Source organism: Streptomyces sp. NPDC050619 (assembly GCF_040654815.1).
Classification (GTDB): Bacteria; Actinomycetota; Actinomycetes; order Streptomycetales; family Streptomycetaceae; genus Streptomyces.
This window is the reverse complement of record NZ_JBFAIR010000008.1, coordinates 90,555-113,757: the sequence shown is the minus strand read 5'-3', so window position 1 is coordinate 113,757 and position 23,203 is coordinate 90,555. Positions and strand designations below refer to the sequence as shown.

Here is a 23,203-nt window from a genome sequence, read left to right as displayed (position 1 = left end):
AAATCAGAAATGCGAAGCATTTGCCCATGAAGCGCTTCGGCAAATTCAGTGATGATTGGTTCTATTTGTTCCCGGTCACCTCCTTTTACTGGGCTTCGGAAAGGAAGGATTCGCACATTTCGATAGCGACGCAGGCTCGCAATAAGCAGCGCAACTGCGGCGCCCAGCACGACAAAATCGATGCCTGAAACGCTTCCCAGGAGTGAATCCGGTATGCCGAACAGTACAGCAATGAAGAGGCCCAGCGAAATAAATTGAAGCACAACGCTAGGGCGAATCGCATTTCCGGTTATTCTAGCGAGCCGGATGGGCAGACGGTAGTCCGGTGGCCATGACCTGATGATTCGAAATGCCTCATTAGGCAAGTAGATGAGTGCTGGCGCATATCGCCTAAGCCGCGAGAAATGCTGGTTCGGATGCATGCTTCGCTCCGCGTGAATCCGAGGAGTTTCAGGAGGTTCCGAAAAGTTGATGCGGGCTCGGCTACCTGCGCGGTAATGAGACTGCTAAGGTGATGGAGTGCCACTGTTCCCCAGCGGGGTCGGAACCGGAAATGGGCCTTGTCAAAACGTGCAGGCTATGCAGAGTCCGTGCCCGTGCCGCGTACAATCACTCTCTCTCAGGTGCGCCCGTGTTGCATCCCGGGGCCAGGAAATGTGACGGTTCGACGATTTAGGGTGAAATCGCTGCCCAAGCATGTTCGAGGGCCGCTGCCAGGAACTTCGACAACCACACCGCCACCGGCTCCACGATCACGCCAGCAGGATCCAGGAGTCGGTAGGGCTCGTACGGGTTATCGGTCTCCTCCAGAAAGCCAATCTCCGGCAACACTAAGCGCGCCGATCACGAGGCGAAGCCTCTGAGGCAGCCATGCCCGGACGCTTGCAGAAGTCCGCCTTGACCGCCAAGCACGGCCAGCCCTTCACCCGCTGGTCGATCCGCAAACTTGCCGCCTACCTGCGCCGCGTGCACGGACGCGTCATCCGTATCGGCCGTGAAGCCTTACGATGCCTGCTCCTGCGCCGCGGCGTCACCTTCCAGCGCACCAAGACCTAGATGGAGTCGCCCGACCCCGAGCATGACGCCAAGCTCGACCGCATCGAGCACGTGCTGGAGCACTTCCCGGACCGGGTCTTCGCCTTCGACGAGTTCGGGCCCCTGGGGATCCGTCCCACTGCGGGCTCCTGCTGGGCGAAGCAGGGCAAGCCCGACCGTCTGCCGGCGACCTACCGCCGCACGCACGGCGTGACCTACTTCCACGACTCTAACTCCGTCGGCGACGACCGGTTGTGGGGCGTCAACCGCCGCCGCAAAGGCACCACCAATACGCTGGCCGCGCTGAAGTCGATCCGCGCCGCCCGGCCCGACGGCGCCCCGATCTACATCGTTCTGGACAACCTCTCCGCCCACACCGGCGCGGACATCCGCCGCTGGGCAAAGAAGAACAAGGTCGAGCTGTGCTTCACCCCGACCTATGCCTCCTGGGCCAACCCGATCGAGGCGCACTTCGGCCCGCTGCGGCAGTTCACCCTGGCGAATTCGAACCACCGCAGCCATCCCGCGCAGACCAGAGCCCTGCACCGCTACCTGCGCTGGCGCAACGCCAACGCCCGCCACCCCGACGTACTCGCAGCCCAGCGCAGAGAACGCGCCCGCATCCGCAGCGAAAAGGGTGTCCGCTGGGGCGGACCCCCTCGCACCCGCAGCCTGACACCGCCTGGTGGCCAGTGACTCAGAAGCCTCGGAAAACGCCGTCATCGTCGACGGCGCCGGCGAACTCCTCGAAGTCCATGTTCGCCCCCGAGAGGTTGTTCTCGATGCCCCACAGCTCGGCTGCCACAACGCGGACACACCGCCCACGCTCGCCCCGCAGGTCCACCACGAGGAGCGGCAGTTCAGTCGAGGCGACAGCTACAGAGTCCGCCAGGACAAGAAGTGGATGCTGGTATTCCGCAGGGACCAGGTCGAGAGCCTGGTCGGGCGTCAAGCCCTCGTACCTCTGGTCATCGACGAGTGCGACGCTGGCCAAGAAGCCGTCCTTGCTGGGCGAGTACAGCGCCGCCCGCAGAGTGTCCCAAGCACCGTCTGCGGAGAAGTCGGTGCGCACAACGAGGGCTTCCAAAGTGCGGGGGAGCTGATTCATGCGCGGACAGTACCGCCAACCCGGTGAACCAATCCGGCCACGGCACTAGCCAGAAGGCGGCGACGGACGGTTCGGCCGAGTTGATGGTGGATCCATCGTGTGGCAGAAGTTCCGTGGGGGCTATGTAGCCGTCGCCCGGTTCAAGGCGCACGCGAAGGCAGCGCAGCCGGTGGCCAGCAGCGACGTAGCGGCGCACATCCTCGGTGTGGGGGTAGTGGTGGTCAAGGTCGCTGAAGAGGGTGCGGCAGATGTGCTGTACGTCGCGGTCGCCAATGAGCAGGTAGCGGGTGCCGGGACCGAGGTTGAGACACAGCCGTCGGCGGCGGTGGTGGCGCGTGGCGTACGGGAGCCGGTCGAAGTTGTCGACGTGGAGGCCGATGCGGCGACCGGTGGTGGAGTCTTCGGTAGTCGTGGTCCAGTTGCCGGGGCTCGCCGTGCATCCCAGAAGCGTGGTGGGCCAACCGCCGTTGAGAGGAACAAGGCTGGCGGCGGTGGCGAGGCGCCCGGTCAGGTCTCCGGGATCGAGGGCCGGGAGCGGCCGGTGGACGAGTTCGATCAGCGTCTGGTCCGGGGTCCTACCGTCGGGGCGAAGGCTCTCGGCCTCGGCGGAGGTGAGGGGCTCCCAGGCGTCCCGGGGGACGAGGGCGCCGGTGTCGTAGCCCGGCTCGCTGTGGGTGAGCCGGACGGAGGCGACATCGCATCGCCGGCGGAGGTCGCTGACGGTCCCGAATAACAGTCGTGGTCCCATGGCCGTGCCTTCCGGAAGGACGGATGTGCGGCTACTGGTCGCTGAGGTCTTCGCCGTAGGTGACCTCCAGCTGCGTGGCGAGCGCCTCGGCCAGCTGCGGCGTCTGTGTCCGATCGATGATCACGTGCTTGAGCGAGGCGACACCGGTCAGCCGGGACAGGTCATTGCCCCGCAGGTCCAGGCCGCGATAGGTACCGCCCTCGAATTCGGCCTGGCGCAGATCACAGTTGTCGAGCAGGGAATCAGCAAGGTCAGTCGCGGTGAACGTCGCCTCCCGCAGGGAGCATCCGGAGAAGATCACGGGCCCGGCGGCGCGGACGCGGACGAGGGTGCTGTAGTCGAGCTTGCAATTGTCGAACAGGACGTCGTCGAGCGTGACGTCCTCCAGCGTGGCACCGAGAAGTTTGCAGTCCCGGAAGACAACGCGGGTGAGCTTGCTGGCAGACCAGTGCAGGGAAGACAGGTCGCAGCCGATGAACTCCACGGAGTCTGGAACGCATCGGCGTCCATCTGCCGCCGGCACCCGCCCGGCAGCCCCCGAACCCGACCGCCCTCCAGGGTTTCCTCGACTGGCAGCACATCCCCCGGCCTCGGTCCTGGCGCATCGCTACCCACCCCGCAGGCTGAGGTGATCGTTCTCAAGGTGGTGACCACCACCTTGCCCCAGACCGACCCGGGAGACTGACCGCCGAGTCAACTCTGGCACGGCGCCTCCCAAGGACCTCCGGTTCCGTTTGGGCACATCCCAAGGCCGACCGCGGCGCACCGCAGAGGGCGCGAGGTCGTCGCATACCGGAGCGGGGCCGGCCGGGACCGGCGGGCGCCGGGTGAGAAGACGATCACTCTCCGGGAAGGGCACGCCGACGGACGGAAGGCGCTCACACACCGAAGACTGACGGGCCGACCCCGCCGCAGACCATGCTGATGCATATCAATCGTTGTTGCAACCTCTTCGCAATAGAGGCATAGGCTGTCTCAGGACGATCACTCACCCGGAAAGGGGACGTGCCTGATGGGCACCTACGCGCTTCCCGACCTGCCCTACGACTACGCCGCGCTGGAGCCGGCCATCACCGGGCAGATCCTGGAACTGCACCACGCCAAGCACCATGCCGCCTATGTCAAGGGCGCCAACGACACCCTCGAACAGATCGCCGAGGTCCGCGACAAGGACCAGATCACGCCCACCTCGCTGGTCGGGCTGGAGAAGACCTTCGCCTTCAACCTCTCCGGCCACGTCCTGCATTCGATCTTCTGGCAGAACCTCTCGCCCGACGGCGGCGACCGACCCGACGGCGCCCTCGCCGACGCCATCGACGAACACCTCGGCGGCTTCGAGGCGTTCAAGAAGCAGCTCACCGTCGCGACCGCGTCCGTCCAGGGCTCCGGCTGGGGCGTGCTCGCCTGGGAGCCCCTCAGCAAGCGCCTGATCGTCGAGCAGGTCTACGACCACCACGGCAACGTCGGCCAGGGCACTACCCCGCTGCTGGTCTTCGACGCCTGGGAGCACGCCTACTACCTGCAGTACAAGAACGTCCGCCCCGACTACGTCACCAAGCTCTGGGGCCTGGTCAACTGGGAAGACGTCGCCGCCCGCTATACCGCAGCAACCGGCGCCTGACCCAGCATCACAACCTCACCCGGCGGGCCGGAAGCCACCATGGCTTCCGGCCCGCTCGTTTTCGCGGCCCTCTAACCAAGATCAGAAAAACACGCACTCAAGATCCCCGACAGCGTCAGGCACTCAGCTTGTCCTACCTTCCAAGCGTGGGTCAGAGCTGGTCATTCGTAAGATCGGCGGACCCAGGGGTTCTGGGTATGGCTGTGAGCTTGTCGCCGTTCGATGACTCAAAGAACTTGGCCGCCCGGAGCCCCGCGACGACTCGACCGCTAATTGGGATACGCAACTCGATCGCTGTGTAGGACAACGTCTGCGGGATCGATGTGTGACGACGAGCTGGCGGAGGTGACCGTGCCCCAGATCTGGGCCGGAGTGGACATCGGCAAGAATTCCACCACTGCGTGGTGGTCGACGAGCGCGGCGAACGCCTCCTTTCACGCCGAGTCTTCAACGACGAACCGGCCTTGCTGGAGCTGATCGCAGACGTACTCGCGCTCTCCGAGGACGCCCTGTGGGCGGTGGACATCAACCACGGCGGCGCGGCGCTGCTCATCGGTCTCCTGCTCAGCCACGACCAGCCGATGGTCTACATCACCGGCTTGGCCGTCCACCAGGCGTCGGCCGCCTACCGCGGCCAGGGCAAGACGGATGAGAAGGACGCGTTCGTCATCGCCGACCAGGCGCGCATGCGTAAGGACCTCGGTCTCCTGCGGCCCGGCGACGAGATAGCCGTCGACCTGCGCACCCTCACCGCCCGCCGCCTCGACCTGGTCAACGACCGCACCCGTCAGACCAACCGGCTGCGAGCCCAACTGCTGGAGTTCTTCACTGCGTTGGAGCGGCCACTGAACCTGAGCAAGAAGGGTCCGGTCATGCTGCTGACCGGCTGCCAGACGCCGGCCGCGATCCGCCGCAGCGGGGTCAGGCGCATCGGAACCTGGCTGAAGAACCGCAAGGTGAAAAACGCCGCCATGCTCGCCGAAACAGCTGTCGAGGCGGCCAGGTCCCAGCACACCGCCCTGCCGGGAGAGACCCTCGCGGCCGCCATGGTCGCCCGCATCGCCAAGGGCGTGCTGGCCCTCGACCAGGAGATCGCCGAACTCGACGCGCTCATCGAAGCCCGGTTCAACGAGCACCGACACGCGACGGTGATCCGCAGCCTGCCCGGCATGGGCACCCTCCTCGGCGCCGAGTACATCGCTGCCACCGGTGGCGATCTGGAGGCTTTCGGCACGGCCGACCGCTTGGCGTCCTTCGCCGGCCTCTCACCAGTGCCGCGGGACTCCGGCCGCGTCAGCGGCAACATGCGCCGCCCGCGCCGCTACCACCGCGGCCTGCTCCGGGCCTTCTACCTCTCCGCGATGGCCAGCCTGAGAACCTGCGCCGCCTCCCAGGCTTACTACGGGCGCAAGCGGAACGAGGGCAAGGGGCACAAGCAGGCCCTGCTCGCCCTGGCCCGTCGACGAGCCAACGTCTTGTGGGCCATGATCCGCGACGGAGAGTGCTACGAGGTCCTACCAACCGTCACGACCGCAACTTGACATCGTCATTGGGAAGTTCTTTAAGGTTTTTGCCCGATCTCAGCGAAGGGTGATCGTTGTCGCCGGCGTCTGAGGACCAGTACGTTCGTGTCGCCAAAGGTTGAGACGTCTGGGGGTCTGGTGCTGGACACGCTGGTGACGACGGCGGCTGGGGCTCTGTCCGCCACTGTGGGCGTTTTGGTCGGCGGTATCGTCACGCGTCGCGCTCAGGATCGTCAGTGGCTACGTGACCAGCAGCTTGTCGCCTATCAAGAGCTGTTCAGTCACTACGCCAAGTTCACAATGGAACTCAGGCGAGCGCACGGTGACGGGCGCGGCTGGGACTACGACTGGGGCGAGTGGAACGCGGCTTTGATGCGCGTAAGCATGGTCGCCCCTCGGGAAGTCGCGACCGAGATCGATGATTTCGGCCGCGCCATTGACTCCTTCCTGGACTTGGTAGCGCGGGGACGCGACCCACTGCGTGACCCGGTGAGTCCGGAGGAGTTCGAGCAGGCCAGGCAGGCGCCTGCCGAGGCGCAGGTCAGGCTGGTCAACACCATACGAAGGACACTGAACAATGATCAAAAAGGGCTGAACTTTGGAATCGGCGGGTAAGGCGCCTGGGCTCGGGCTCTCGATGATTGCTCCGACCACGACGAGACCGCACGGTCTGCCCTCGAACGATCCCCGAACGTGATCACTCGAACGGGGATTTCCGGGACGTGAACATGGTCTTCGCCTGATCCTGTGCTCCGACCAAAGAGGCACTTGACCAGCACGAAGGCCGTGGGAGAATGAGTCTGCTGCATCACGATGCCCGGCGGGAAGCGTTCGACTTCGCGTCACACTTCCGGGAGGACTTCTACGCGTGTCTGACCCGGCGCGGTGACACGCTGTTCGAGCTCACGGACGCGATGCTCTGCGAGAACGGGCCGGTGACCTCGCCGGTCGACCTGACACTGCTGGCCGAACACCGGCGTGGGCACGGCGCGTTGTACGACGCGCTGAACTGCGGCCGCATCGACGCGGACGGGCTGCGCAAGGCACTGGCCGTGCTGCCGCAGCCCAAGGCCGCCGACAACCGGCTCGTCCTGGCGGTCGATGTGAGCCATTGGCTGCGCCCCGACGCCCCGTGCAGCCCGGACCGCTTGTTCTGCCACGTCTACGGGCGCAACGGACGCTCCAACGACCAGTTCATCCCCGGCTGGCCCTACTCGTTCGTCGCCGCCCTGGAGACCGGCCGCACCTCCTGGTGCCAACTCCTCGACGCGGTCCGGCTCGGCCCCGACGACGACGTCGCCGAGGCCACCGCCGCCCAGGTCCGCCGCGTCGTCACCGACCTGATCGCCGGCGGCCAGTGGGAAGACGGTGCCCCCGACATCCTCGTCGTCTTCGACGCCGGCTACGACGCCCCGTGCATGGCCTACCTCCTCGACGGCCTGCCGGTGGAGGTACTGGGACGGATGCGCTCGGACCGGGTGATGCGCAAGCCCGTCCCCACGCCCTGGATCTCGCCGCCGCAGGGCGGACGGCCGCCCAAGCACGGCAAGGAGTTCCGCTTCGCCAAGCCGGACACCTGGGGCGGGCCCGACGCGGCGACCGTGCAGGTCACCGACCGCTACGGCACCGCGCAGGCCATGGCGTGGGACCGCATCCACCCGAGGCTGACCACCCGCTCCGCGTGGATCGACCACGAGGACGAACTCCCCATCATCGAGGGCACGTTGATCCGTCTCCAGGTTGATCACCTGCCCGGCGGCCAGGAGCCGCTGCCCGTGTGGCTGTGGCCCTCCAGGACCGACATGACCGGCGAGGACGTCGACCTACGCTGGCAGGCATTCCTCCGCAGATTCGATCTGGAGCACACCTTCCGGTTCGCCAAGCAGACGCTCGGCTGGACCCGCCCCAAGCTCCGCACCCCTGAGGCCGCGGACCGGTGGACATGGCTCGTGATCGCCGCCCACACTCAACTCCGGCTCACCCGCGACGCCGCATCCGATCTCCGCCGCCCGTGGGAGAAGCCGGCCGAACCCGCCCGGCTTTCCCCAGCCCGCGTCCGCCGCGGGGTCAGGAACCTCCGCGGGCGCCTGCACTGCCCGGCCCGTACACCCAAACCCTCAACCCCCGGACCAGGCAGGCCACTTGGCTCGAAGAACCGGCGGCCCGCCACCCGCTACGACGTGGGAAAAACGAACAAACGACCCGAGAGCATCGCCGAACGTAACCAACTCAAAGCTCGCAAACCATAAAAACAAGCTCAGTTCGTCAGCGCATCGCGCTGAATACAACTGCGGCGGCCAGCCCTCCGAGCAGGGCACCGACCGTCGTCTGGGCGGGAGTGTGGTCACGGAGAACGACGCGGGACCAGCCCACGGCCGCGACGCCCAGGACCAGCGGTGCCACGTCCCTGCCGTACGCGAGGAGCAGGATCACGACCACTCCGCCGGCCACGGCGGTGTGGACCGAGACCTTCCACCAGATGGTCACGATCATGGTGATGACGAGGCCGACGAGCATCGCGACGACCAGGGCGAAGACCTCGCGGGGCGCCTGGAGAGCAACGAGCAGTGAGATGCCGATCAGTACCGACGCCATCGTTGCGAGGAGAGGGACGGCGCGCTGCTCGCGGACACGTACGTGCTTGTCGGTCCAGTGGCCGCGTTTCACGCCGAGCATGATGACGGCGAACGGGATACCGCCGCAGAACAGGGCGGCCAGCATGCCCCAGCCGATCCCTGTGACGCTGCTCGTGCTGTGCCAGCCGATGATCAGCAGTATCGCGATGACGAGGTTGGCCGGCGCGAGGGTGTCGGTGATGAGGCGAGCCGTGCGGGACTCGGTCACTGTGTCGTCTCCAGTCGGGCGTGGTCGAGCTTGGCGGCGAAGGTGCGGATGAGGTCGGAGTCGTGAGCCCGGGCGAGTTGTTTGAGCGCGTGGATCTCGCTGGGCAGATCCCGGCCGCCGCTGGCGGGCGGAAGGGGCGCACCGGACGAGGGCTCGCTGGCCTGCCGGGCTTGTTTGGCGCCGGTGATCCAGCAGGCTTCGGCGGCGATGTCGGCCTGGGCGCCGATGAGGCCGGAGGCCGCGACGTGGGCGCGGGCCTGGTCGCGCAGGCTGTTGGGGGCGTGGTCGCTGAGGGCCAGGACGGCGTCTCGGATCTCGATGGTGCGGCGATACAGCCGGTCGTGAACGTGACGGAGGTGGAGAATGTCGGATGCCCTGCGCCGGGGTGGGTCTAGGCGGACGGAGGGTACCGCCTCCGTGAGGCTGAGCCAGAGCGGGTACAGCTGCAGCAGGTCGCGGTATTCGCGGATCCAGCGGTGCAGCCGTCCGGCCGCGGGCAGCGTGCTGCCGCTCACGATGAAGACCAACGCGCTGAAGAGCAGCAGACCGCTGATTGCCTCACTCGTGCTGGCAGGAACAGGGCGGTGTCCCAGAAATCCCAGGACCACGGAGGCCACGCGGTGCACGGCATAGACGATGCCGATGGTGGTGCCCATGCCCGTGAGACGCAGGCCACGGCCGAGCATGCCGGTGCCGGGCTGCCGGCCCCAGCGCCAGCACAGCCGAGAGGCGCTGAACAGTGCCGCCCCGAGATAGCCCGCCCACACCACTGCGTAGGCGGCGATACGCCAGTCGGTGGCGTACTCGGTGAGCAGGTCCACCACTTCGTGCGGCTGAGGAGTGGCCAGGAACAGCACCGTGATGATGACTGCCGCGCCGACGGGGACGAGGAAGTGCAGGCGGGAGGACTTAAGCCCGGGCGCCGTCTCCTCGGCCATGTTGTGCACGAAGGTCAGTACCGCATGCGCGGCGACGATGCCGCCGAGGTGCTTGCCCAGAGAACTCAGGTTGTTGACCCGGAGGGCGGCATCCACCGGTACGGCGACGAAGGACAACCTGAGCGTCATGGCAACGGCGAGGGCGAGAAAGGCGGTCCACAGGACTCGCTTACGTGAATCGCGCCATGCGGCCGGGGTACGCCATCCAGTGACCAGCCACAGCAGGACCGCAGGAAGTGTGTCGATCATTCCAGGGCCCTCTTACGAGTCGCTGAGCGCGTCGCCCAGGCGCTTGAGGACACTGCTGCGTGCGGTCTTGCCGGTGCGGGAGGCGGCTGCCCTGTTGGCGATCAGCCCTGCGAGTCGCTCGGCGTCCCGCTCGTCCCCGGTGCCATAGCTGGCCCTGGTGAGGAGACTGACCACGGTGGCGGGGTCGATGTCCGCGAACAAGCCGCCTGCCGACTGGACACCGTCGATGATCGACGTGTGGCCCAGGAGCATGTGGCCTATCTCGTGCAGGATGATGTGGTCTTGGTGCAGGGGGCTGGTCGCTGCCTCGTGGAACACATGGTCGGCCTTCTCAGTGGCGATCCAGACACCGCACGGGGCGTCGGTGCCGGAGATACCGGGGACGCTGTGCAAGTGGAGCGCACGGCCGCGCTGCGCTGCGATCCGGTCACAGAAGACCTGGACGTCGAACGGGTTCGGGATATCGATTGAGGCGAGCATGTCCCCGAAGTCCGGGCGGTCTTGACGTCTGCCGCCCGGCTGCTCTTTTCGACTTCGCAAGGACAACTCGACTCCGCAGGGGGCGCTGTACGTGACCGCGGCAGAGGCGGCACCGGAATCTTGTATTCCGGCACGGGAACGATAAAGGAAATATGCCGATGGCATGCTCAAATTCTGCTCAACAGCGTCATGATCAAGGAATGCACCTGATTCGGTATCACTTGATCAAGGCCGAATAGAGCGGCAATAAACTCCGGCACCGTCGTCACCCATGCGCGGAAGCCGCAGAGTGGCGTGCGTCACATCTTCGACCGGACAGTGGCCGTACACCTCCCGGTCGCGTCGCGTTTACTGACTGGACGCCTCGTCGTCGGCGAGCCCTTCCAGGGTGCGGGCCCGCTCAATGAACCCCTGGATCGTCGCAAGGGTCTCCGTCGACAGACCGGAGGCCCTGAGGGCGACATCTCGCACGCGGTTGTCGCGCATGGAGGCGAGCAGTGACAGCTCGGCGGCGATCCGCTCGGAGGACTCGTCACTGAAGAAGTAGGCGGGGGCGACACCGAAGAAGCTGGCGAGGGCCTCCAGGTGCTTCATCGTCGGGTTGTCCTTCTTGCCCGTCCGCAGGCTCCAGATGTAACTCGCCGAGATGGTGGGCCCTCCCGACCGCACGATGCCCGACGCCACATCTTCGTAGCTGTACGGACCGCGGCCCCTGGGGTGGACCGTGACGAAGAGGTGATCGAGCTTCTCCGCGAGGGTGCGCTGCTTCGCGGGCACTCCTTCGCTCATGCGGGCCCATCCTTCACTGACTTCAAGGGTCTACAGCTTCGACTGACGTGAACGATACACCGTCAGGCGCAACCGCTCCATTTTTGCCAGTTGACGTGATCCATCTTCCCTGGTCTATTGTCATCGCGTCGACATCGACTGCTGCGAATGCACAGAGAGCGCTTTCGCAGCTCAGACGGCCAGGGAGGGGGACGCCGTGCGGACACCGCCAATGAGGACCCGTGACGCCGCAACGAGCCGAGGGCCAGGCCACGCCGCCCGACGGTCGGCAGGATGCCCTGAGCGCGCCCGTCGCCGTGCCACACGGGCGTGCGCTCAGATCATCGAGATGGCCACCAGGGGTCCTGGCGCGGTGACGACTGAGAAGAACTCGCGCTGTCTCCTGCGGACAGCGATCCGACCCGCTTCGCGCCCGGCCGCGCGACTTCTACAGGGTTTAAGAACCAAGTCTGGATCTTGACGCAGGGTCGTGCGTATGTTCGTCGTCCCCCGGGCAGCCCGCCCGGCACGACGAAACCGAGGAGCAGCGAGCGGCATGCGCGCACTCCGGGCATCGTAGGCCCGCATACAGCGACGGCGCCCGAGAGGTGCAACTCCCGGACGCCGAACGCTTCACGGCACAAACCGCCCCGGCAAGGGCGGATATCGCCACCATCACCACGCTGATCCCTTCCAGGGGGCGTCTCAGCGTGGCAACACCAAAGGAGAGTGTTACATGCGCTCTGCCCTGCGCAAAAGGCCCGACAGCCTGGCCTGCGCGGCAGCCGCCCTCTTTCCCGCGTCCGCCCGCCTCGGGCGTGAGCACGCTGCGGCCACCGTGCCGGTGCGCACGTCCCGCCTGTCGGCTGGGAGTGGCCGATGAGCAGCGACGCCCGCGAGTGGGTGTGGGAGCACAGTTCCAGCCGGGGTACTGCTCGCCTGGTCCTGCTGTCGATCGCCGACCGGGTCGCCGACGAGCAGTGCGTCTCCTGGGCCTCGCTGTCCAGCCTGGCCAAGCGCACGCGCGCTTCCGTCTCCACAGTGCGCGAGGCCATCGACCGCCTGGTCCACGCCGGTGAACTGGAGCAGCTCGACGACCTCACCGGCCCGCAGCGCAGCACCGTCTATCGCCTCCCCTTCGCCGCCAAGGCCGCGGCAGAGACCGCGGAGGACGAGGACGCCGACCATGCGCCCGAGGCCACCCTGCCGCTCCGGATCTCGGCCCTGCGACGGTGCGGAATCCGCCCCCGTGAGGTGCCGGAATCCCCCACGAGGGTCCGGAAACCGGTAGTACCGGAATCCGGCAGGTCCCGACGGAAACCGGCACCTCGACGTACCGGAAACCGGCACAGCGATGTACCGGAAACCGGCACACAGAACCGTAGTGAACCGGATTTGAACCGTAGGTACAGCAGTGGTGGTGCTGCCGTCCTCTCGGCTGCCGAGTGGCAGGTCGACCCAGCCACCCACACCTGGACCCGCCAGCAGGGACACCTCGACCGCCTCGGCGAGCAAGGTCTGCAGGCAGCCGACGCGAAGTGGCGTGCCCACCGCGCCGCCTTCAAGCCGAGACCGGCGGACGCCTGGGCTGCCGACTGGCGCTCCTGGATCGCCCGAGAGCACGCCCCCAGCCGCCCGAACCTCTACGCCGTGCCCGGCAAAGGCCCCGCCGCGCCGAGCGGCATGACGCGGGCCGAGGCCCACACCGCCGCCCTCCTCGCCGCCCTCGACGAGCCGACCGGAACGGAGGGCTGACCGTGGACCGCCGCGAAACCGCCGCCCTGCTGGCCTACATCGGCCGACTCGACCCCCGCACCATCCGCACCGACCAGGGCGAGGCCCGCGACCAGCTCGCCCAGTGGCACGAGCTCCTCGGCGACGTCCCGATGGCCACCCCGCACGGCTGGGACGCCCGCGTCGCCGCCCGCCAGCACATCCGCACCTCGCCGTACCAGATACTGCCCTCGGACGTCGCCCGTCCCTGGGAGAGGTACCGGCGTGACCGCCTGGCCCGGCACGCCGATCCCACCCCGTCCGTCGACCCGGACAACCAGGCCGCCTGGACCGCCGAGCTGGTCGGCACCCGCCGCGCCGTCGCCGCCGGCACCGCGCAACCCGCGCAGGCCCGGGCGATCACCAGCGGTCGCGACGGGATCGACCCGAGGCTGGAGGCGCGGCTGCGGGAGATCGGCTCCTGCATACCGCCCGCCGCCCGAGCCGCCCTCGCGCCCTACCGGCCCGCCCGAGCAGCACGCGAAATGGCCGTCGCCCTGGGGCTGCCCGACGCCCTGAGCGCTCGCTGCGAGTGGTGCAAGGCCCAGCCCGGCGAGCCGTGTCGCCGCCGCCGGATCGGCCCCGACGACGGGGTACGTACCACCGCCCCGCGCGCCACCCCACACCCCGGCCGCCTCGACCTCGCCGCCGCCCAGCAGGCCCAGCAGGCCCAGCAGAACGAGCAGGCTCAACAGCCCGCCATGGCCTGACCGGCGCATCCGGCGCGTGCATCCCGTCCGATACACCGCCTCCCAACATCACCGTCCCGCCCCGGCTGCGGCGCACGCCCGCGCGCCGCAGCCGGCACCCGACGCCGCCCGCCGAGCACCGCCCCAGCCGGCCGACGCGGCAGCACATCGGAGATCGCCTTGCGCCACATCACCACCCACGACGCGCCGGCCACCGGCCTGCGCGGCATTGGAGACACCAGTTGGCACACCCGCGGAGCGTGCCACGGCATGGATGTCGAGGACGCCAACGCCGTCTTCTTCCCCGGGCCCCGGGACCACGAGGACATCGCCGAGGCGAAGGAGCTGTGCGGCTGGTGCCCGGTACGCCGCGACTGCCTCGACTTCGCCCTGGAGAACGTCCTCAAGGAGGGCGTCTGGGGCGGGCTGACCGAAGCTGAGCGGCGTCCCTTGCACGACGGGCTGCCTCAGCGTCTCGACTACCGGCGCGTAACGGCCTTCTTCCAGGGACGTGACGTGCATCTGACCGAGGCCGAGCGGCAGGTCGTCATCGACCACGCCTACGTGCGCGGGTGGCGGCCCGAACGGCTCGCCGCCGCCCTGCAGATCAGCCACAAGCACGCTCGAGACCTGCTCCGGCAGTCCGCCAACAAGGTCTTCGACCGCGACCGCACCTACGGTGTGCCGCGGCCCAAGAAGAAGCGGAAGAAGACCACCCCGGCAGCAGGCAGCCCCGCGCCCGCTGCACCCGGCACACAGCAGCCGGTAGCCCGCCCGGCAGCGTCGACTCCGGCGCACGCCTCTCTCGGAAAGGCCGCATGACCAACCCCGTCCTGGCCCTCAGCGCCGTTCCGGACCTCCCTCTTCTCCTCGCCACCGGCGTGCCCGCCGCCCTCGTGCTGGTGCTGGTCGCCTGGACGATCCGGCGCCGGGGTACGCGCCCGCAGAAACGTCTCGGCGGTCCGGCGGTCAAGGTCGCTGCCCTTGCTGCCCTCGGCTGCACCGCCTACAGCGCCGACACCTCGTGGCGCTTCGCGGCCGACTACCTCGACATGGCTGGCACCGCCGAGCGGGCCGGCATGTTCGCCGCGGCCGAGCTGGCACTCTTCGCGACCGCGCTGATGGCACGCCAGAACCTGGCCACTCAGGGTGCCCCCGGTCTGCCGGGCACCCTGGTCTGGGTGATCACCGGAGTGCAGGTGATCCCCGCCTACGCCGAGAGCGGCCCCATCGGCGGCACAGTCCGGGCCTTCGTCGGACCGGTCATGGCGGCGATGCTGTGGCACCTCGCGATGGGGATCGAGCTGCGCCTGCGCACCCCGGGCGCCGCCTCCCACGGACTGATCGCCATCCTGGGCCGGGAGGCACGCGAGCGTCTCCTGTCCCGCCTCGGCATCGCCGCGCGAGACCGCGACGCCGCACAGATCACCCGGGACCGGGCCACCACCCGCGCGGTCGCCCTCGCCGCCCGCCTCGCCGAGCGCACACCCGAGCAGCAGCGGAGCTGGCGCGGCCGGCGGCTCACGCGGAGCCTGTCGAAGGCGGTCGGCAGGGCCTCGGTCGGCACCGACCCCCTCCAGCGCGCGAACCTGCTCGACCAGCTCGCCGCCCGCCGGCACGCACTCGCGCTCGCTACGGTCCCGCTGCCCTCGCCTTGGTCCCCGGTACAGAGCACCGCAACGGCAGCCACGGTCCCCTCGCAGTCAGCCTCGAAGGCGCCGGTCCCCGCAGCCGGTCCCCACGGTCCCGACGAGTCGGACGGGGGCACGGGACCGAGCGCCCCGAGGGGACCGGTCCCCGAGCTTGCGGACTCGAAGGCGTCGGCAGGGTCGGGGACCGAAGGCGAGAACGCGGGGACCGCAGTGGGGACCGAGGCCCCAGAAGCAGGCACGGTCCCGGGGACCGGTCCCGCCAACCCGGAAGCCTCGGAGGGGGACGCCCGAGGCGGAGGGACTGAGCGCCTGACACGAGAAGTAACTTCTCAGGACCCTGATTCACGTCAGGGACCGAGCGCCGCCGAGTCGGGGACCGAGCCCACCGGGGACCGGGGACACAAGGTCCCCCTCCGGCGGAAGACGACCGCGAAGACCAGGACGAAGAACAAGGGGAAGCGCGGCCGGTCCCGCACCCCGCAGACACAGCGCCCGCCGCGCGAGCCGGAGCAGTCGGTGGACCAGCTCGTCCAGCAGGTCCGCCCCCACATCCCCGCCCTGCTCGAACGGGACGGCAACGAGTCCGTCACCCGGGTCCAGCTGCGGGAGATCCTCCGCCGCGAGGGCCTGGTAGGCGGCCGGAACGACCGGCTGAGCCTCGTCCTCCAGGAACTGCGGAGCGACGACACCACCAAGACAAGGAGCACCGCCCGATGAAGACCTGCCACCAGTTCGACACCGTCCGTGCGGAGTACGAGCGGGAGATCGGCTTCATGCTCGCCCACTCCAAGCGGCACGAGGGCAGGCCGGCGGCGAAGTCCAGCGCAAAGCAGGCTGCCTCGACGAAGCAGCGGATGGCCCGGGCGCTCAACAGCCACGTCGGGCGCTGCCCCGAGTGCGGCTGAATCGTCAAAACCCCAGCTCAACGCCCCTATCCGCAACGGGTGGCCCGGCTCCGTGCCGGGCCACCGCCCCGCTTAAGGAGGCAAGCCGTGATTCCGCGTCTCCCTCGCTCTTCCGAGCCCAACGCCGCCGAGGCCAGCGCCTGGGCGGACGTCCTGGTCCGCCGGCGACTCCTGCACGCCGCCGTCCTCACACCGAACGGCCAGTGGCTCGTCCAGGACCGGCCCGACGGACCCGTCCGCGTCCTCATGGGACCGGCCGACGTCGTCGCACTGGCCGCGACCATCCAGCACCACACCCGCACCATGAGGCCCGAATCCCGATGACGAACCCCACCCAGAACGGCACCACCCCGGAACCTGATCCCGACTCCAACTCGGTCTCGGGGCGAGCAAGTTGGGGCGGAAGCGTAGCTTCCGCCAACCCCGCCCCCAAGGGGGACGGGGAGGACCTGCACCAGGGGGCGCAGGTCCAGGAGGCTTCGACCGAGGGCGGATCGAAGCCGGGACCGGAGGAGAAGCCGACCGAGCGCCGCAGCCACCGCGAGCGCGCTGCCCACGCCCGTCAGCGTCCGCGTCAACCGCGCGCCACGAAGCGCCTGCACCAGCCCAACACCCGTTTCAACGAAGAAGAGTTCGCGCTGATCAAGTCCGCCGCCGCCCGATGCAACCTGTCCGTCGCCGGCTTCCTCGCCCGCGCCGCGCTCGCCGCAGCCCGCGACCTCGACCGAACCAGCGCCGAGATAGCCGACGAACGCGAAGTGATCACAGCCCTGTTCGACAGTCGGCGTCGGCTCGGCTGGGCCGGCAGCAACCTCAACCAGGCGGTCAAGGCACTCAACTCCGGCGCGGACGCTCCCCAGCTCGATGCGGCCGTCGCCGCGGTACGGCGGGCCGCCGACACCGCGCATGCAGCCGCCACACGCCTGATCGAACGCCACGGCGCATGATCCCCAGCGTCAACAACGCCGGATCACGGACCTTCGGCCTCCTCAAGTACCTCTACGACACGGGCAAGTACGAGGACCACACCGACCCCCACCTCGTGGCCTCCTTCGACGGCATGGCCCCCGACCCCGGCCGCGACCCGAACGCCACCCTCGAAGACCTGCAGCAGCTCCTGGACCAGCCCGTGATGGCCCTCGCCGAGCATGCCCGCCCGGCCAAGCACGTCTGGCACACCTCCGTGCGCGCGACGGCGGACGACCGGATCCTGTCCGACGAGGAATGGGGTGAGATCGCCCGGCGGATCGTGGCCGCCACCGGCATCGACCCCGGCGACGGGCAGCCCGGCTGCCGCTGGGCAGCCGTACGACACGCAGACGACCACATCCACATCGTCGCCACCGTGGTGTGCGAGGACGGCAGCCGCCCCGACGACTTCCGCTCCGGCAAACGCGCCCAGGCCGAGTGCCGTCTCATCGAGAAGGAACTCGGCCTCCACCAGGTCGCCCCCGGCGACGGCACCGCCGCCCAGCGGCCCACCAGCGCCGAACGCCACAAGGCCGAACGCCAGGGTCGCGAGCGCACCGCCCGCGAGGAGCTGCGCGAGACTGTACGGCGCGCGGTGTCCGGTGCGAGGAGTGACGAGGAGTTCTTCGACCGGCTCGCCGCTGCCGGCGTCCTGATCCGTAAGCGCGCCGCGCCCTCCGGAGACCTCCTCGGATACAAGGTCGCTCTGCCCGACGACCTGAACAAGGACGGCGAGCCGGTGTTCTACCCCGGCGCGCGCCTGGCCCCCGACCTGTCGCTGCCCCGCATCCGGGAGCGCTGGTCCGGCGACACCGGGACCGATCCGACTCCACGGCAGAAGGACACGGTCCGTACGGGGCCCGGCGCCCCGGCCTCCGCCCGCCGCGGGACGGCATCGGCCGCGTGGCAGGCCGTGCTCATCGTCGAGCACGGCGACGACGCGGTCGCCGCCGCCCACATCGCCGCCGCCGGCGAAGTCCTGGACGCGCTCGCGAAGACCTCCGCCGCACACATCCGCCGCGAACTGCGAGACGCCGCAACAGCGTTCGAGCGGGCCTCTCGCTCCCACGTACGCGCCGTACGCGGGCATGACCGCGCGCTGCGGCAGGCCGCCCGCGACCTCGTCCATGGAGGGCCCGCCCTCGGCCGCGGTGAGGACGGTGCCACCACCGCGATGGCGATCGACATGCTGTTCTTCCTCATCACCGCCGCCGCCCACTGGCACGCGAGAAAGGGCCATGCCCAGCAGGCCGAAGCCGCCGCCCAGGCCGCCGGGCACCTGCGCACCGCCTACCAAGCCGCCGCCGCCCAGCCGCTCAGCGTGCTCTACCAGCGAGGCCGACGTCTGAGCCGGCCGGTGCTCCAGCGGCAGACCGTGCTGCTGCGCGAAACGCTGCCGGGGCTCGCCGAGCAGATCCTCGCCGAGCCCGGCTGGTACGCCCTGGCCGCGACCATCGCGGAAGCCGAAGCCGCCGGCCACGATCCGGCCGCTCTTCTGTCCGCCGCGGTCGGGCGTCGTGAACTCGACACCGCGGAGTCGGTGAGCGACGTGCTGGTGTGGCGGATGCGGCGGACGGCCGATCTGCCCGCCGACGCCTCGCCCCTGTCCGAGAGCGGCACCGCTGGGGTCCAGCCCGCAACGCGCAGGACGGCCCCCCAGACTTCCGCGCCCGGCCGCCGCCGCAGCGGGGAGGAGACACCGGGCAAGACCCGGTGAGCCCTGCCAGCCGGGGTGCAGCCTCAGCGCACGACCAGGAGCAGGCGCACCGCCACCTCCCCACTCGCGACCCACAGCATGGCCGTACGCCACAGCGGACCCCGGCGGCGTTCAGGCCCGCGTTGTGGGTCACGGGCGCTGCGCACACTCAGGAGGAACGCAAGGGCGCAGGTGCGGCGACTCGAGCCAGTAGGCGACGCGAAGTTGGGCGGGTCGAAGCCGACGTGGCGTGTTCGGGCACGCCGAGGGGACATCACTCATCCGCTCGGAGACACGCGCCGTGCCCACTCGTCATCCCCGCCCCCAGGAGGCGGAAAACGCCTGACGACCTGCCCGAAGGCGACTGTGGACTTTGTGAATTGAAACCGCCAGGGGCGTAAGGCACGATCATGAAGCGAGCAGGACGAGGCACAGGAGGACGCCAGGGTGTTTCACCGAATACGCCGCCGGGCCAAGGAGCCCAGCGAGGAACAGCGCCGATTCTTCGAGCTGTCGGCGCGGCTGCAGAACCAGGTCCCGCCCGGGATCGGGGTGCCGCCGGCCGAGCCGGAACACATCGAGCCGACCGCGGTGGTGGACGACTTCCTTCCGCCGGAGCTGCGGGTACCCAGCCACGACCAGGTCGACGGCACCATGATGCCGTGGAAGCAGCCGCTCGTTCTCGACGGCGAGATGGTCGCCTGCTCCGAGTGCGGCGCGTACCGGGACTGGCTCATCCTCTCCACCCGCGACCAGATCTGGCTGCGTTGCCGGGTCGGCCACCAGCAGCAGGAAACCCGCCTCGACACCGCCTGGTTCAGCCGGAACCGCGGACCGGCAGACGCGACGCACGCCACGTTCGAGGAATGCCTGCGCCACCTCGGGCACTGACCCCCACTCCTACGACCCCACCGGGCCCGCGGGCCCGCACTGACCACCCGTCGCCTAGCACCAAGGGGTCAGTTCCGTCATGCGCGTTCGCGTCGCCACCATCGCCCTCGGCATCACCGCCGCCCTCCTCACCGTGTCCGCCTGCTCCACCGACACCACCGGCGCCAAGCACGCCACCGCCCGTACCGGGTCGCCGGCCGACACAACCCAGGCTGCTCCGCTCACGTCGGCCGCGCTGGAGACGCGCCTGCTCGACCAGAGCGACCTCGGCAGCGGCTACCTGCGCAAGCCGGAGCGCCCCACCCAGCACGACGACGTCACCGTCATCGGCTGCCCAGCCCTGAGCGAACTGGGCGGCGACACGGCCACCGGCGCCACGCTCACCTTCCCCCGCAAGGCGAAGACGGCCTTCGCCTACGGCGGCAGCTCCTCGGAGATCTCGGAGGAGCTGTACAGCGACAGCGCGAACAAGCTGTCCGAGGGCATCGGCCGGATCTTCGACGCCATGACCGGATGCCCTACCTACCAGGTCGTCGCGGGCGGCACCCCGATCGACATCGCCTCGCAGAAGCTGCCCGCACCTCACGGCCTCGGGGACGAGCGGTGGAGCCAGCTCCTGACGTTCTCCACCGGAGGACGGAGCACCGTGGTCAAGCAGACCGCGATCCGCGACGGCAGCCTGCTGCTGGTGATCTCCGGCTCCCCGGCCCTCGTCGACCGCCACCTCGGCAAGGCCCTCGCCAAGGCCACGGCAGCCGGTTGACCGGCCGCCGACGCACTGCTGCCCTCCGACCAAGATGGTCGGGGGCAGCAGTGCTGTGCGGCTCGCCCCGCTGCACGGTCCAGCAGGTTCTCAACGGGACGTTAACCATGCTGCGAGTCCACTCCCCATCGTCGTGACGAAGGCCGTGACGACGGCCGCCACTAGCCAGGGCGGGATGCGTTGAACGATGACGTGCACTCCACCGCAACGGAGTTCAAGGGCTGGTTGCTGCTTCTCTTCGGTCCGAGGCATATCGCTATTCAGCCGCACAGGAATGTGGCACCACTACGCCAAAACGTAGCCACCTTGCCCCACTTCAACGGGCCACCGATTACCACATGTTGAGCGGCACCACTACGCCAAAGCGTGGCCACCTTGCCCCGCCTGAGACGCTGGCGCTACCACGTGAGAAATCACCACCGCTACACCGAGCAGACCCCACTTCACCCCACTTCCCCGCCTTGGGACCGGAGGCGATCACCGATGACGGGCAGACCTGACACCTTGTACTCGTCGCCCGGGTCGCCCTCCTCCGACTCGACGGCTCGCCCGAGCCCCGAAGGGAAATGCAGAAGCCCGGCCCCCATTCGGGAGGGCCGGGCTTCTTCCGTCTGGCTGAGGGACGCCGTCGATCGCTAGTCCGGCGCCCGCAGCAGTCGCTCCCGGGTGGCCTCGGGCAGCACCCTGCGCAGGACCGGTGCGGTCGAGCTGAGGGAGGCGGCGAAGGCTGCCGCGAGGTCGTGCGGAACGCTGGAACCGAAGGAGGCCGCCCACAGGCAGGGTGCGCCGAGCGCGGGCTCGGCCCATGCCTGCCATCCGGCCGGTCCTGCCTCGTCGGCCTCGGTCGTCAGGGCGCGCGGGTCGACGTCCTGGATGAGGGGCGGTACCTCACCGAGGCTGATGTGCGAGGTGAACGTCGGGTCCGTCGCTGCCGCGTGGGGCTGGTCGATGTCGCGGATCCAGCCGTGTGCGGCGACGGCGTCGAGGACCAGCTCGGGGCCAGCGAGCGGCACGGCGGGCTGGTCTCGGGCGTCGAGCGCAACGAGGAAGTCGGCCACGGCCTCGCCGGGGACATCGAGGGTGAAGTAGGCCGACCATTGAGCGAGCGGGGTGCTCGTCTCGGCGCGGGCGGAGATCTGCCAGGCGATCGGCAAATCTCCCAGGTGGAACGGCTCGTCCGCCAGGCTCCACTGGGCCCATCGGAGGGTGTCGGGGCTGATGTGCAGGACGGTACTGCGCAGGACCTGGCGGTCCTCCGGCGCCTCGTCGGGCTCCTGCCGTCCCCGGACGATCGTCAGGCTCGTCCAGCCCAGGCCGGCGAGCGTGTCGGCGACGGTGTCGCAGAGGCGCCCATCGTCACCGGCCAGATGCCGGGGACCGACCCAGAACGCGGGCTGGCCTCCGGGCGGAGTGGACGGGGCGAGCGGGAAGTCGGGGTACAGGGGCGCCTCCAAGGGCTCGGTGCGGATCTAGTTGCCGCCGACACGGCGGCGGGGGCGGCGCGGGGGCGGCTGGACGGGGCCCTGCCAGGTCAGGGCGACGGCGACCTCGGGCGGCAGATGGCCGAGCTGTGCGTCCTCGTCCCGCCCCTCGGCGAGGTAGACGACGGTGCGGCCGGTCTCGTCCACGGACTGCACGACCTGCGCCAGGCGGTGCGCCATCGGAAAGAACGGGTTCATGGCCTGGCGGACCGGAGCATCCCGGTCGCAGGCGGACAGCAAGTCGATGAGATCACCGACGGTCATCTCCGAGGACGTCACGAACAGCCTCCTGGGGTGAGGGGAAACGGTGAGCGATGAAAGGGGCGGAAGCCCGACAGCCGGCCAGCCGGCTGGCCGCCAGAGCGAGGACTACTCGTGGGCGCCTGGCTGTCGTACGCGACGTGAGGTCTCCAGCACGCGCCCCACGGCGGCGGCGACGATGTCGGCCGGCGTCTCGGTGTCGAACGACAGGTGGTACCACGCACCTTGGCCGTGCCGGTGACGGCGATCTTCCATCCCTCGCCGTCTGTGCCGGGGCGGCCGAGCGGGAACCAGCCGAGGCAGAAGCGACCGTCCTTCGAGCTGACGTGCACGTCCGCGCGGTTGTCCACAATCAGGTGGAAGTCCTCTGCGGAGAACTGGTCCGGACGAGCGTGGGCTGGCCGGGGCCGAGTTGCCACTCGCGCAGCCGCAGGGCTTCAACGGTGGTAGAGAAACCGGGGCCCACGGGCGCTACGGTCACGGGCAATCACCTATCTGACCTGGTGTTTCTTGCAAGGTCGTTTACGTTGACATGCCGCCGACCGCGTTGGCCAGTCTTTCCGCGATCTTTCCTGTCTGCCCCTGGCGAACTGCTGTCCTTGGACAGTGTGGGATCTCAAGCCCTGTGGCCGAGTCTCACCGTCAATGGCCACTCGCCGGCCGATCGGCCACGGATCTGAGATTGACACCGCCGCAGTGACGGACGCGCTGATCGGCGACCTTGCAACGACGGAGGTAGCGGAGCACGAACCCCGGCGGCATGCGACTGCAAGGAAGGCCGTTCCGCTGACCGTGGTCATGGACGGCTG

Annotated in this window: 24 protein-coding genes and 3 pseudogenes; 18 read left to right on the top strand and 9 right to left on the bottom strand. The window is 68.9% G+C overall.

Annotated features, from left to right (window positions below; all coding sequences use genetic code 11):
* Window positions 1–26: 26 nt before the first annotated feature.
* Complete coding sequence (locus AB0I77_RS15700; protein ID WP_363283094.1) at window positions 27–188, top strand: hypothetical protein; 162 nt, start codon at window positions 27–29, stop codon at window positions 186–188.
* Between the two features lie 724 nt (window positions 189–912).
* Window positions 913–1,731: pseudogene (locus AB0I77_RS15695) on the top strand (IS630 family transposase); the annotation flags it as partial.
* Window position 1,732: 1 nt separating this feature from the next.
* Here the strand turns inward: AB0I77_RS15695 and AB0I77_RS15690 are convergent.
* On the bottom strand, window positions 1,733–2,143 hold the full coding sequence (locus AB0I77_RS15690; RefSeq protein ID WP_363283093.1) for a hypothetical protein: 411 nt from the start codon (window positions 2,141–2,143) through the stop codon (window positions 1,733–1,735).
* A 97-nt stretch (window positions 2,144–2,240) separates the two neighbouring features.
* Between AB0I77_RS15690 and AB0I77_RS15685 the strand changes: the two genes are divergently transcribed.
* Window positions 2,241–2,876, top strand: a complete 636-nt coding sequence (locus AB0I77_RS15685; RefSeq protein ID WP_363283092.1) for a hypothetical protein — start codon at window positions 2,241–2,243, stop codon at window positions 2,874–2,876.
* A gap of 46 nt (window positions 2,877–2,922) precedes the next feature.
* Here AB0I77_RS15685 and AB0I77_RS15680 read toward each other — a convergent pair whose 3' ends face one another.
* The gene (locus AB0I77_RS15680) at window positions 2,923–3,375 is read right to left on the bottom strand and encodes a pentapeptide repeat-containing protein (protein ID WP_363283091.1); all 453 of its coding nucleotides are present in this window, start codon (window positions 3,373–3,375) and stop codon (window positions 2,923–2,925) included.
* 528 nt (window positions 3,376–3,903) lie between these two features.
* Here AB0I77_RS15680 and AB0I77_RS15675 point away from each other — a divergent pair.
* The 4 genes and pseudogenes from AB0I77_RS15675 to AB0I77_RS15660 all read left to right on the top strand — a co-directional run bounded on the left by AB0I77_RS15675 (window position 3,904) and on the right by AB0I77_RS15660 (window position 8,284).
* Complete coding sequence (locus AB0I77_RS15675) at window positions 3,904–4,512, top strand: superoxide dismutase (protein WP_363283090.1); 609 nt, start codon at window positions 3,904–3,906, stop codon at window positions 4,510–4,512.
* Between the two features lie 321 nt (window positions 4,513–4,833).
* A pseudogene (locus AB0I77_RS15670) lies at window positions 4,834–6,053 on the top strand (IS110 family transposase).
* A 120-nt stretch (window positions 6,054–6,173) separates the two neighbouring features.
* Complete coding sequence (locus tag AB0I77_RS15665) at window positions 6,174–6,650, top strand: hypothetical protein (RefSeq protein WP_363283089.1); 477 nt, start codon at window positions 6,174–6,176, stop codon at window positions 6,648–6,650.
* Window positions 6,651–6,829: 179 nt separating this feature from the next.
* Entirely contained in the window at window positions 6,830–8,284 is a 1,455-nt protein-coding gene (locus tag AB0I77_RS15660; protein ID WP_363283088.1) for an NF041680 family putative transposase, read from the top strand.
* Between the two features lie 16 nt (window positions 8,285–8,300).
* Here the strand turns inward: AB0I77_RS15660 and AB0I77_RS15655 are convergent, their stop codons facing one another.
* The 4 genes from AB0I77_RS15655 to AB0I77_RS15640 form a co-directional block, all read right to left on the bottom strand.
* Window positions 8,301–8,879 carry a phosphatase PAP2 family protein gene (locus AB0I77_RS15655; RefSeq protein WP_363283087.1) on the bottom strand — a complete coding sequence of 193 codons (579 nt, stop codon included), beginning with the start codon at window positions 8,877–8,879 and terminating at the stop codon, window positions 8,301–8,303.
* Complete coding sequence (locus AB0I77_RS15650; protein ID WP_363283086.1) at window positions 8,876–10,066, bottom strand: MAB_1171c family putative transporter; 1,191 nt, start codon at window positions 10,064–10,066, stop codon at window positions 8,876–8,878. The genes AB0I77_RS15655 and AB0I77_RS15650 overlap by 4 nt, the downstream gene beginning before the upstream one ends.
* 12 nt (window positions 10,067–10,078) lie before the next feature.
* On the bottom strand, window positions 10,079–10,546 hold the full coding sequence (locus AB0I77_RS15645; RefSeq protein ID WP_363283085.1) for a hypothetical protein: 468 nt from the start codon (window positions 10,544–10,546) through the stop codon (window positions 10,079–10,081).
* Window positions 10,547–10,894: 348 nt separating this feature from the next.
* A complete protein-coding gene (locus AB0I77_RS15640) occupies window positions 10,895–11,335 on the bottom strand; it encodes a helix-turn-helix domain-containing protein (RefSeq protein ID WP_363283084.1) in 441 nt (146 codons plus the stop codon).
* Between the two features lie 715 nt (window positions 11,336–12,050).
* Here AB0I77_RS15640 and AB0I77_RS15635 point away from each other — a divergent pair.
* The 11 genes from AB0I77_RS15635 (at window position 12,051) to AB0I77_RS15585 (ending at window position 20,652) form a co-directional block, all read left to right on the top strand.
* The gene (locus AB0I77_RS15635) at window positions 12,051–12,197 is read left to right on the top strand and encodes a hypothetical protein (protein WP_363283083.1); all 147 of its coding nucleotides are present in this window, start codon (window positions 12,051–12,053) and stop codon (window positions 12,195–12,197) included.
* The gene (locus AB0I77_RS15630; protein ID WP_363283082.1) at window positions 12,194–13,069 is read left to right on the top strand and encodes a helix-turn-helix domain-containing protein; all 876 of its coding nucleotides are present in this window, start codon (window positions 12,194–12,196) and stop codon (window positions 13,067–13,069) included. Before AB0I77_RS15635 ends, AB0I77_RS15630 begins: the two co-directional genes overlap by 4 nt.
* A gap of 2 nt (window positions 13,070–13,071) precedes the next feature.
* Complete coding sequence (locus AB0I77_RS15625) at window positions 13,072–13,797, top strand: hypothetical protein (protein ID WP_363283081.1); 726 nt, start codon at window positions 13,072–13,074, stop codon at window positions 13,795–13,797.
* Between the two features lie 159 nt (window positions 13,798–13,956).
* Complete coding sequence (locus AB0I77_RS15620) at window positions 13,957–14,598, top strand: WhiB family transcriptional regulator (RefSeq protein ID WP_363283080.1); 642 nt, start codon at window positions 13,957–13,959, stop codon at window positions 14,596–14,598.
* Entirely contained in the window at window positions 14,595–16,145 is a 1,551-nt protein-coding gene (locus AB0I77_RS15615) for a hypothetical protein (RefSeq protein ID WP_363283079.1), read from the top strand. Before AB0I77_RS15620 ends, AB0I77_RS15615 begins: the two co-directional genes overlap by 4 nt.
* Window positions 16,142–16,333, top strand: a complete 192-nt coding sequence (locus tag AB0I77_RS15610) for a hypothetical protein (protein ID WP_055493674.1) — start codon at window positions 16,142–16,144, stop codon at window positions 16,331–16,333. Before AB0I77_RS15615 ends, AB0I77_RS15610 begins: the two co-directional genes overlap by 4 nt.
* Window positions 16,334–16,420: 87 nt before the next feature.
* Window positions 16,421–16,657, top strand: a complete 237-nt coding sequence (locus AB0I77_RS15605; RefSeq protein ID WP_363283078.1) for a hypothetical protein — start codon at window positions 16,421–16,423, stop codon at window positions 16,655–16,657.
* Complete coding sequence (locus AB0I77_RS15600) at window positions 16,654–17,280, top strand: hypothetical protein (protein WP_363283077.1); 627 nt, start codon at window positions 16,654–16,656, stop codon at window positions 17,278–17,280. The genes AB0I77_RS15605 and AB0I77_RS15600 overlap by 4 nt, the downstream gene beginning before the upstream one ends.
* Window positions 17,277–19,019: a relaxase/mobilization nuclease domain-containing protein gene (locus AB0I77_RS15595; protein ID WP_363283076.1), complete on the top strand. Its 1,743-nt coding sequence runs from the start codon at window positions 17,277–17,279 to the stop codon at window positions 19,017–19,019. The genes AB0I77_RS15600 and AB0I77_RS15595 overlap by 4 nt, the downstream gene beginning before the upstream one ends.
* A 426-nt stretch (window positions 19,020–19,445) precedes the next feature.
* A complete protein-coding gene (locus tag AB0I77_RS15590) occupies window positions 19,446–19,889 on the top strand; it encodes a hypothetical protein (protein ID WP_363283075.1) in 444 nt (147 codons plus the stop codon).
* 79 nt (window positions 19,890–19,968) lie between these two features.
* The gene (locus AB0I77_RS15585; protein WP_363283074.1) at window positions 19,969–20,652 is read left to right on the top strand and encodes a hypothetical protein; all 684 of its coding nucleotides are present in this window, start codon (window positions 19,969–19,971) and stop codon (window positions 20,650–20,652) included.
* 635 nt (window positions 20,653–21,287) lie between these two features.
* Here the strand turns inward: AB0I77_RS15585 and AB0I77_RS15580 are convergent.
* The 3 genes and pseudogenes from AB0I77_RS15580 to AB0I77_RS15570 form a co-directional block, all read right to left on the bottom strand.
* On the bottom strand, window positions 21,288–22,106 hold the full coding sequence (locus AB0I77_RS15580; protein WP_363283073.1) for a DUF317 domain-containing protein: 819 nt from the start codon (window positions 22,104–22,106) through the stop codon (window positions 21,288–21,290).
* A gap of 15 nt (window positions 22,107–22,121) precedes the next feature.
* Entirely contained in the window at window positions 22,122–22,412 is a 291-nt protein-coding gene (locus tag AB0I77_RS15575) for a hypothetical protein (RefSeq protein ID WP_363283072.1), read from the bottom strand.
* A 90-nt stretch (window positions 22,413–22,502) separates the two neighbouring features.
* Window positions 22,503–22,875 (bottom strand): annotated as a pseudogene (locus AB0I77_RS15570) (DUF317 domain-containing protein).
* Window positions 22,876–23,203: the final 328 nt, after the last annotated feature.